The organism is Clostridium sp. UBA1056 (genome assembly GCA_002316385.1).
Taxonomy (GTDB): Bacteria; Bacillota; Clostridia; order Clostridiales; family Clostridiaceae; genus Clostridium_J.
In genome coordinates, this window is record DCDL01000045.1 from 1 (window position 1) to 10,597 (window position 10,597).

Below are 10,597 nucleotides of genomic sequence, written 5' to 3' on the forward strand. Positions count from 1 at the left end.
ATCCTCTTCGCGGAGCCATATTTTTAGTCTTACAAGGTAAGGCTTTTTTTATTTTTTGATAATAAATATATGGCTAAATATTATCTATCCTTATGCTCAGTATATATCATTAATTTATTTCCATCTGTTTTAATTATAATATTACCGTTTATATCATTTCGAAGTATTTTAGAATCTAGGTCTTCTAAAGTATCTAAGGTAGCTTTAGAAGGATGACCATAATCATTTCCCATACCGCAACTTATCACAGAAATTTTAGGATTTACTTTAGATATAAATGCTTTAGAAGATGAAGTTTTACTTCCATGGTGTGCTACTTTTAATACAATAGATTTTAATGAATTTTCACTAGATAATAAAATATTTTCGATTTCTTCCTCCATGTCTCCAGTAAATAAAAAGGAAGTATTTTTATTTACGTATTTCACTACTATAGAATGATTATTTAAATTATCATCAGATATATTACCAGCCCAAAGAAAGTCTAGATAGGAGTCCTCTGAAAGCTTAATTTTAAAATTATCTTTAATGACTTTTACTGGAAGTCCTTTATTTTTAAGAGCTTTTATCAAATTGTAAAAATCCTTGTCTGTGGTTAGAACTTTAGGCATAATAAACTCGTCTATATTAAATTTATTAACTATATCATCCATAGAACCAATGTGATCTTCATGGGGATGAGATGCGATAACATAATCTAATTTTTTTATTTTATGCTTTTTTAGATAAGAAATTAGAGTATCTTTAGCACTATTTGAACCACTATCAATTAAAATATTAAAATCATTATTCTCAATAAGAATAGAATCACCTTGACCAACATTTATGAAATGTACCTTTGTTTCTGAATCTTTCAATGAGGAACTAATATTGCTTTTAATAATGTATCCAAATAAGAAAAAGATAGTAAAAAATATTATAGATGATATAAATAGAATTCTATTTCTTTTAAAAAAACTTTTCATAAAATCCCCTTTAGTAATATATAATAGTTAAAGTATTGACAGAATTTAAGCATATACTTCACTAGGATACATATTATTGTTATAATTAGATATAAATATTGAAAGGAATGTGGATTAATTGAGAAAATTAAGATTTGGAATAAAGTTTTCTTTTAAAATGGCTCAAATTGCCATTAAAAGAATTACGTATTCAATACATAAAAATAAATTAACAGAAGAAAAAAAAGAAGAGTACTTATATAATTTAGAGAAGGATTGGGCTATTTCTACAATTAAGTATTCTGAATTAAAAGTTGAAGTTGAGGGTAGTAAAAATTTGTTAAATCAAACCTGTGTTTATGTATCAAATCATCAAAGTATGTTAGATATACCTGTGATAATGATGAATGTAAAAGATACTTCAGGAGCTGTTGCTAAAATTGAAATGAAGAAAGTGCCTGTTATATCCTATTGGATGAAAGAGCTAGGATGTGTGTTTTTAGATCGAGAGAATGGTAGAGAAGGGCTAAAGGCAATTCTTGAGGCTATAGAGAAAATAAAAGGTGGTAGATCTATGCTTATATTTCCGGAGGGTACGAGAACTAGAAGCAATGGTGTAGGTGATTTTAAAAAAGGAAGCTTAAAGCTTGCAGTTAAGGCAAATGTACCAGTGGTACCAATTACAGTTAATGGAACATACAAAGGGTTAGAAGGAGATCCAGAAGATTTGATAGCGAAAGTTATCTTTCATAAACCAATTCATATGGAAAGTTTAAGTAAAGAGGAAAAAGCTAATTTATCTGAAATATGTAGAGAAATAATAGCAGAGCCTTTAAAAGAAAGCATATAATTAAAAAGGGGCTTTCGAAAAATAAGCTAATCTAAATAAATATTGAATAAGCACTTATATTATTAACGCTCAATAGTTTCGGAATATTGATTAACTAAAGTATTTGTTCAAGATAAGATCTACAGCACAACAACTCGTATATACTCAAACAAGTTGTGTTACTTACGATTTTACCATTCATAAATACTAAATAAAGAAATGTCTAAGGAGGTTCTTCTAATAAATTAGNNAATTAGAAGAACTAAGTTCGAATAACTAAATCCAAGATTTAGATTCTTACTTATTCAAATGGCATTTGCTAACATCAATATTAAAGTACATCTTCAATATTTTATATAAGATTAGTAATATATTTTGGAGAAAGCCACTTTATAAAAGTATATCTAGTCAATAGTTAATACTATAGATTTAAGTCTAGTCATAGCTTCTATACTATACTTGATACCTTGAGTACCCATACCAGAAGATTTAACTCCAGAGAATGGAAAGTGGTCTGGGCCTCTCTCGGATTTATTATTTATTTGAACAACGCCCACTTCTAATTTATTAGCTACATAGAAAGCATCATTAATATTTTTTGTAAAGACACTAGATTGAAGGCCATACTGTGATCTATTAGCAATTTCAATTGCTTCATCCATATCTTTTACTCTAATTATAGGAAGTACAGGACCAAAAGGTTCTTCCCAAGCAATACGCATATCACTAGTTACCATATCAAAAAGAGTTGGATATATTAAGTTATCATCTCGTTTATACCCATGTAGTAATTTAGCTCCCTTATTTAAAGCATCTTGAATAAGGGCTTCAACAAAATCTGCAGACTTTGTATCAATCAAAGGAGTAATTTTAGCGCCAGATTCGGGAGAACCGATGGTTAGTTTTTTTACTTCTTCTAATATTTTGGCTGACAGTTCATCAGCAATATCTTCTGTAACTAATACACGTTTAATGGCTGTGCATCTTTGGCCAGCATAGCTATATGCACCTGAAACAATTTCTCTAGCTGTATCATCTAGATCTGCATCCTTAAGTACAATGGCAGCATCCTTTCCACCTAATTCCATTATCATAGGTACCATACCTACAATTTTAGCTATATGTTTACCTACATCTGTAGAGCCTGTAAAATTGATAAAATTAATATTTTCATTAGTAACGAGATAATCACCTATTTCAGAGGATTTACCTGTAACAGAGCTAAGTACTCCATCGGGAATACCTGCTTCTTGAAAAATCCGAATAAGATGAAGAGCACTAATAGAACCTTGGGTTGGAGGTTTTAGAATAACACTATTACCACCAATTAAGGCAGGAGCAATTTTAGAAGCTGATAAATTAATTGGATAATTAAAAGGTGAGATAGCAAGAACTAAGCCAATAGGAACTCTTTGAACTAAACTCATCTTATTCTTTTTAAAGCCAGGAAAAGTATCTGCTGCTATGGTTTCTCCTTCTAAATTTTTGCCAGCATCTGCAGTAAATCTTATGAAATCTGCAGTACGCTTTACTTCAGAGATAGAAGAGTCAATATCCTTTCCTATTTCCATCATGAGAATTTTAGAGAGCTCATCACAATTTTCCTCTAGTAAAGTTGCTGCTCTATGTAAAATTTCAGAACGTTTATTAACAGGCATATCACTCCAAGAAATTTGGCTTTCTTTAGCAAACTTTATCATTTGGTCTACATCAGCTTTACTCATTTGAGGTATAGTACCTATAAGGGAGTTATCACTAGGGGAAAAAATGTCTATAGTATTTTCAGTTGTCATCCATTGACCATTTACTAAATTGCAATAATGATTTTCTTTTTTTACACATTTGAACAAAGAAAAATCACCTCTTTCATAATAATATTTAATAACATTATTATTATCAAAGAGATGAGTTTAAATACTATAAATAAAATATTATGTTTTAGCTTATATTTAATACTTCCAAAATTTTTTCTTCAGGAATTTTTGAATTAGAAAGGAGTCCAGAAACACAGGTTACATATTCAGGTTTGGAATCATTACTCCACTGAATTTTATCATTAACAATATTTTCAATTATTTCAGATACATTGAAACCAAGACTTTCTAGAGAATATCTTAATTTCTTCGGAAATATACAAGACATATTATTACTACGAGAACAATTATCGCAAACTAAACATCTTCCAGAAAAGAGAGCTGTAGCATCACTAAAATAAGACTCTAATGAAAGCACCTTATTATCATTAAATTCTCTAAAACTATAATAAAGACCATTAAAAGTATTAGAAAATTCATCATTACTATTACTTATATCACTATATTTAGTAAGAGAATAATTAACAAGGTTATTTAATTCATCCTTAGGGATTTGATTTATATAGGTTTTGCCACTAATGATATAGCAATATTTATATTTAGAAACATATTCTAAATCACTAAAGGATAATGGAGGACATGACCATACCTTACTAAATTTATTACAGCTTTCGCAATATTTGTTTATAGTCTTAGGATTATAATATTTTAGTACCTCGTCTATAGTACATTGTTTAACAGTATAAGAAACATATTTCATCATTTTATAACACCTCAATTAATTTTTATCATAGGACAGTTAAGTATAGAATATTTCCCCATACATGAGTTGTATTAATGTAGATTCATATCAACATAACATTTTGTTACTAAATTTAAATTTGAAATAGATACTTAACTAGATACAGTGATTTAATTACAACCTATGTAAAGATAAATATAAAAGATTCATAAAAGTATATGTTATTACAAAACCATCTAATTCATTATAAATTAAAAATAAAAAAAATCCTATGAAATTATTAAATAAAATAAAAAAAGCCGCAATTGCGGCTTTAGGAATTAATCCACATCAGTATATTTACTCTTAGCAAAGAAGGATATAGCATAAAGACCGGCTAATCCTACTATTACATAAACAATTCTACTAAATGCGCTTATAGCACCGAAGGCACTAGAACCTGCAAATAAAACTGCAACTAAATCAAAGTTAAATAAACCTATTAGTCCCCAGTTTACCGCACCAATGATAACTAAAATTAGTGCAATTGAATCTAATACTTTCATAAATACATCTCCTTTTATATAGATTACAGTTGATAGTATTACCATTAACTATAGTTTTTAAACAAGACAGTATTAGAAATAATATTATTAATATTTTGTGAATAGATAAAAAAAGAGTTATAGTGAGTACATTTTTATAGATATATATTATATAATACTATTTAGTTATATGAATTGGAGGAAGGGATTATATGAAAAATATATTTATATTCTTGGGAATTATTGTATTATTTTCGATTGTAGTATTAAGTATATATACTTTGCTAAAGAAATTTGTACTTGACAAAATAAAAATAAACAAGTGGATAGTGCTAGTAATAGCCTTTATTGGATTTATAGCACCACCATTGGTATTTCCGACATTACCAGTGATAGTAACAAATTATGTGGTACCAGGTATATCTGCTGTATTATTCTTATGGTTTTGGGATTTGTGTGGTTTTATGAATAGAGTCCAAAATAAAGTTGCTCAAACTACCTATAATAAGCCTAAGAGTAAAAAAAATGATATAGTTATAAAACCAAAGGCAAAGCCTAATAGAGTTAAAAATAATTCTAATAATAAATAAAACATATATTTTAATCAACTAAAGAAGAGGATGTAAGTAATAAATGATACTTACATCCTCTTCTTTATAAAGGTATATAAATATATTATAAAACCTTTTGTCCATTTATATAAGTTTCTAAAATTTTAGTGTCCTTAATTTTATTTCTATGCACCGAGGTGATGTCTTGAGATAAAACTACAAAATCAGCTAGATAATTTGATTTTATCTTACCCTTTATTTCTTCGTCAAAGGACATATAGCTAGGTACTGTAGTATAGGCTTTTAAAGCATCTATGGCAGTAACGCTTTCATGGATGTTGAAACCACCTTCAGGTTTATTATTTAGGTCTGTTCTATTAACAGCTCCATGAATTCCTTCAATTATACTAAAGCTTTCGATAGGAGCATCAGAACTAAATGCTACAGGGATACCCTTTTGTATCATAGAATTAAAGGCATAGCTACTTTTAGTTCTATTTTTACCTACAGCTTTTTCAACTATAGGATAATCACTCATAATAAAGGCTGGCTGAACATTAGCTATTACACCAATTTCCTTAAATCTATTTAATAAATGATCATTGGTAAATTGACAGTGAACAATAACTGGTCTAAGATTATCTTCATTATCCTTAGATATTTTTTCATAGGAGTTTAATATCATTTCACAAGCTCTGTCACCTATGCCATGTATGATAATTTGAAACCCTTGATTAAACCCTTTAGTAATCCAGTTGTCTAATTCATCTTGAGAATAAATACTAATACCATTATCAGAGGTATCCTCATAATTATCTATCATAGCTGCAGTACGTGCACCGAGAGAACCATCTTGAAAAAGTTTAAGACCTCCAACTTTGAGGAAGTTACTACCTACCTTTGATTTCAGGCTAAGAGCCTTAGCTTCTTCTAATAGTTCATCAGTATTAAGACAAAGTTGAAGCGTTATTCTAACTGGAAGTTTACCTTCTTGTTCTAATTCTTTGTAGGCTTGCATTAAATTAGGTAGGCTCCTACAATGAGTTAAGTCTTCGGTTTGTACAGAGGTTATACCACATTTAATTAGGTCATTGAAGGTACTACAAAGAAAAGCTTTTATATCTTCTACAGGAGTAGGAGGTACTTTACTAAGAGCAATATTTAAAGCATTTTCACGAAGAATTCCGGTAGGGATACCATTTTCTCTGTCGATTGCACCACCAGCGGGATTTTCTTTCATTTTGTCTATACCTAATAGCTCAATAGCCTTTGAGTTAATTACTCCAATGTGACCACATATTCTAGAGAATACAATTGGATGATCACAAGAGATTTTATCTAGATCATATCTATTAGGAAGTCGTTGTTCTTTAAAATAATTATCATTCCAACCCCTAGAGATTATATATGTATCTTTTGGAATATTATTTCTAGATATATAAGATCTAACAACTTCTATCATTTCCTCTATAGAGGAGATATTATCTAGTTGTACTGCATTTTTTTGAAATCCATAGTTAAGTAGATGCATATGTGCATCATTAAACCCTGGAACTACAGTATTACCATTTAAGTCTACAATTTTATACTTATCATTAGAAGATAATGATAAGAGCTCTTCATTACTTCCTACAGCAATAAATTTGCCATCCCTTACAGCAAAACCTTCATAAATTTTATCATTATCTAAGGATATAACATTTCCATTAATGTATACATCTATAGACATATAATCACCACCTTAATTTAATTAGTATATCTTGTATTTAATCTCATGGAAGCATATGCATATAATAGTCATACTATATAGGTTATTTATTCTCTAGAATGATATTAAATCCTTTTTATCCTTGTAAAAGGTTTCAATAATTAAGAAATATTAAATAAATTATAGGTTTCTTTGGATATATAACTTGTAAAATTATTATAATATGATAAAATTTAAGTATAAATTATTTTAAAGGAGAACATTATTATGTGTAGATGTTGTTGCTGTTGTGAAATATGTATAATTTAACAAGATACTACTGAGCTATAATAATGTAATTAATAATTGATATAAATTTTAATCGTTATTTAAGCTACAGTTAGTTCTGTGGCTTTTTATATTGTATACTGAATATAAGTGAAAAATAATAAAGCCAGATGTGATGTAAAGTATAAGTATATTAGGTGAATAATTTATAAGTTACAGAGCGGTAATTACTATGAAAACATTAACTATTAGAAATATGTAAAGGAGATATGAAATGAGTTTTTATCTATACAATACCTTGACTAGAAATAAAGAAGAATTTATTCCTACAAATAAAAATAAGGTTGGAATGTATACTTGTGGTCCTACTGTATACAACTATGCTCATATAGGAAACTTAAGAACTTATATATTTGAGGATGCATTAAAGAAATCTTTAGAATATGTAGGTTATAAAGTTAAACATGTTATGAATGTAACGGATGTAGGTCATCTTCAATCTGATGGAGATGAAGGTGAAGATAAGATGGCTTTAGGTGCAAGCCGTGAGCATAAAACAGTATGGGAAATTGCAAAATTTTATGAGGATGCCTTCTTTGAAGATTGTAAAAAATTAAATGTAAAGAGACCAACAGTAGTATGTCAAGCAACAGAACACATAGATGATATGATTAAATTTATTCAAAAGCTTGAAGAACGTGGTTATACATACGAATCAAATGGAAATGTATACTTTGAGATAGATAAGTTTGAGGATTATACAAAGTTAGCTAATTTAAGCATAGATGAATTAGAAGCTGGCAGTAGAATAGAAATAGATCCAAATAAGAAAAATCCATTAGATTTCGTACTTTGGTTTACAAATTCTAAATTCTCCAATCAAATAATGCAATGGGATTCTCCTTGGGGTAGAGGATTTCCAGGATGGCATCTAGAGTGCTCTACTATGAGTATCAAATACTTAGGTGAGCATATAGATATTCACTGCGGAGGAATAGACCATATACCTGTTCATCATACAAATGAAATTGCTCAATCTGAAGCTGCTTTAGGCCATAAGTGGGTAAACTATTGGGTTCATGGAGAATTCTTAGTCCAAAGTGGTGGTAAGATGTCTAAATCAAGTGGAGACTTTTTAACAGTGTCTAGACTTGAAGAAGAAGGATTTACTCCTTTGGATTATAGATACTTCTGCTTACAATCTAAGTACAGAAAGCAACTAGTATTTAGTTTTGAAAACTTAAAGGATGCTCAAAATGGATATAAGGCATTAAAGAAAAAAATAGCAGCTTTATTAACTAATGTAGATGAAAGTAATAGTGTAAATAAAGAAATTATTAGTCAATACCAAGAAAAATTTAAGGTACAAATAAGTGATGACTTAAATATAGCTAATGCATTTACAGTGCTTAATGAAGTTATAAAGGATAGTTCATTAAATAATAAAGAGAAGGCAACTTTAATTGAAGATTTCGATAAAGTCTTCTCACTTGATCTTATGACCATCGAAAAGGAAGTTGTTAAAGTAGACGAGAAGCTTATAAATGCGCTCATTGAAGAAAGAAATGTAGCTAGAAAAGAAAAGAACTATAAAAGATCAGATGAAATAAGAGCACAGCTGTTAGAGATGAATATAGAGGTATTGGATAGTAAAGAAGGAACTACTTGGAGAGTAAAATAAAGTATTTTTAGAATAAATCCACCTGATGTATTTAATGCATTGGGTGGATTTATGTTTAAAGGTGAGAGAGGAAGATATTATGCCAATTCTAACATTAAGAGCTATAAAAGAGCATGAAGCAGTAAGTATTAGTAGAGGACTTATAGATGAGCTAGAGGAATTATTAGAGTGTCCACGCGATTATTTCACTTTAGAGCTTAGGAACTCCACATTTATAAAAGATGGAGACATATGTAATGGATACCCAATGGTTGATATTAGTTGGTTTGCTAGAGGGCAAGAAATTCAAGATAAGGTAGCGAAGATAATTACTAAATATATTAAGGAATTAGGATATGAAACTGTTGAGATAACTTTTCATGTTCTTGAAGAGAAGTTATATTATGAAAATGGAGTACATTTTTAATAGATAATAAATAAGAATACATGGGTATGTTTAAATAATGTTTCCATGTGTTTTTATTTAATCATCACATTTGCACATGGTATTAATGAAGTTATATACTCTACATTCTAACACAGGATATACACAATTAATTTGTTCTAAAATTTTGTAAGCAGTTTTTTCAGATTTCTTTAATTTAGCAGTTTTTCTTTTTGTTGTAGTAGAATTGTTTAGTAAGTCCACTGTTGCCATAACAAGGGAAGATGTATTGGAAAGCTGAGATAATATTTGAAGTAAAGGTAATATACAATTATTCACGTATAAAGCTTCATAATCATTAATAGTCAATAAGTTAAGTTGAGTTCTTAATCTATTAAGACTGGTAGTAATTTGAGTTAAAGAAAGCAATTCATCTTTAAGAGAAAATATAGCGGTGGGGTCAGAAGCTGATTTCGTAGAACTTTCGTTTATTTTATCAAGGCTAGATGATATTAATTCTGACAAATTATCTATGCTATTAGCTATTTTATTGATATCCTCCATAAAATACTCCTTAGAAATTTAAAGTTCATATTTAAAATATATTAATTAATCTATATGTTTATTCATTTAATATAAACTATGTTTATTGTGCTAGTTAAATATAGAATTCTTCATAAAAAGCATAGTTTCAGTTAATATAGATATATAACATCTTACATAAATATATACTTAATTGTACATGGAGCATTTTAAAAAGTTATAAAGGAAACTAGTTAACTTTTTAAATAGTTAACATTTTCTAAAAGTCGCTGAATTAATTGGGATTTGACGTGGTTATTCTTAAAACTCAGGATGACTAGATGGCAGTAGTATTATCCAGAGTATTTTTAACTAGAGCAATAGGTAAACTTATAAATAATTAATTCATAGGTAAAGGGAGAGTTAGAAGATATAGTGTATATAAATATATGTTTTTATATATAAATTGTTGGAGTAATAGAATTACAAATTGATACAAAATATGGATTAGTCTTAGGTCCATGACACAAAACAACATAAGTTGTAGGTACATATTTAAATTAAGATAAAAAAATATAAAAATATTATTGACATAATAGGAGTTATCTAGTAATATAGTAAGAGTCGTTGGAAGTAATCGATGATAATGAA

At 28.6% G+C, this 10,597-nt stretch carries 10 protein-coding genes; 4 read left to right on the plus strand and 6 right to left on the minus strand.

Features of this window, described 5'->3' with window-relative positions:
- Positions 1 to 80: 80 nt before the first annotated feature.
- The gene (locus tag B3W71_RS11505) at positions 81 to 965 is read right to left on the minus strand and encodes a ComEC/Rec2 family competence protein (protein ID WP_346889070.1); all 885 of its coding nucleotides are present in this window, start codon (positions 963 to 965) and stop codon (positions 81 to 83) included.
- Between the two features lie 118 nt (positions 966 to 1,083).
- Here B3W71_RS11505 and B3W71_RS11510 point away from each other — a divergent pair, with 118 nt between their 5' ends.
- Entirely contained in the window at positions 1,084 to 1,794 is a 711-nt protein-coding gene (locus B3W71_RS11510) for a lysophospholipid acyltransferase family protein (protein WP_346889071.1), read from the plus strand.
- A gap of 383 nt (positions 1,795 to 2,177) precedes the next feature.
- Here the strand turns inward: B3W71_RS11510 and B3W71_RS11515 are convergent, their stop codons facing one another.
- The 3 genes from B3W71_RS11515 to B3W71_RS11525 all read right to left on the minus strand — a co-directional run bounded on the left by B3W71_RS11515 (position 2,178) and on the right by B3W71_RS11525 (position 4,874).
- Positions 2,178 to 3,623, minus strand: a complete 1,446-nt coding sequence (locus B3W71_RS11515) for an NADP-dependent glyceraldehyde-3-phosphate dehydrogenase (protein ID WP_346889072.1) — start codon at positions 3,621 to 3,623, stop codon at positions 2,178 to 2,180.
- 88 nt (positions 3,624 to 3,711) lie between these two features.
- A complete protein-coding gene (locus tag B3W71_RS11520; RefSeq protein WP_346889073.1) occupies positions 3,712 to 4,350 on the minus strand; it encodes a DUF2284 domain-containing protein in 639 nt (212 codons plus the stop codon).
- Positions 4,351 to 4,649: 299 nt separating this feature from the next.
- Positions 4,650 to 4,874 carry a DUF378 domain-containing protein gene (locus tag B3W71_RS11525; protein WP_346889074.1) on the minus strand — a complete coding sequence of 75 codons (225 nt, stop codon included), beginning with the start codon at positions 4,872 to 4,874 and terminating at the stop codon, positions 4,650 to 4,652.
- Between the two features lie 191 nt (positions 4,875 to 5,065).
- Between B3W71_RS11525 and B3W71_RS11530 the strand changes: the two genes are divergently transcribed.
- On the plus strand, positions 5,066 to 5,443 hold the full coding sequence (locus tag B3W71_RS11530) for a hypothetical protein (RefSeq protein WP_346889075.1): 378 nt from the start codon (positions 5,066 to 5,068) through the stop codon (positions 5,441 to 5,443).
- 85 nt (positions 5,444 to 5,528) lie between these two features.
- Here the strand turns inward: B3W71_RS11530 and B3W71_RS11535 are convergent, their stop codons facing one another.
- The gene (locus B3W71_RS11535) at positions 5,529 to 7,133 is read right to left on the minus strand and encodes an amidohydrolase (protein ID WP_346889076.1); all 1,605 of its coding nucleotides are present in this window, start codon (positions 7,131 to 7,133) and stop codon (positions 5,529 to 5,531) included.
- A 520-nt stretch (positions 7,134 to 7,653) separates the two neighbouring features.
- Here B3W71_RS11535 and cysS point away from each other — a divergent pair.
- Complete coding sequence (gene cysS, locus B3W71_RS11540) at positions 7,654 to 9,060, plus strand: cysteine--tRNA ligase (protein ID WP_346889077.1); 1,407 nt, start codon at positions 7,654 to 7,656, stop codon at positions 9,058 to 9,060.
- Between the two features lie 79 nt (positions 9,061 to 9,139).
- Positions 9,140 to 9,466 carry a DUF1904 family protein gene (locus tag B3W71_RS11545; protein ID WP_346889078.1) on the plus strand — a complete coding sequence of 109 codons (327 nt, stop codon included), beginning with the start codon at positions 9,140 to 9,142 and terminating at the stop codon, positions 9,464 to 9,466.
- A 57-nt stretch (positions 9,467 to 9,523) separates the two neighbouring features.
- Here the strand turns inward: B3W71_RS11545 and B3W71_RS11550 are convergent, their stop codons facing one another.
- Positions 9,524 to 9,988, minus strand: coding sequence for a hypothetical protein (locus B3W71_RS11550; protein WP_346889079.1), 465 nt, complete (start codon positions 9,986 to 9,988; stop codon positions 9,524 to 9,526).
- Positions 9,989 to 10,597: the final 609 nt, after the last annotated feature.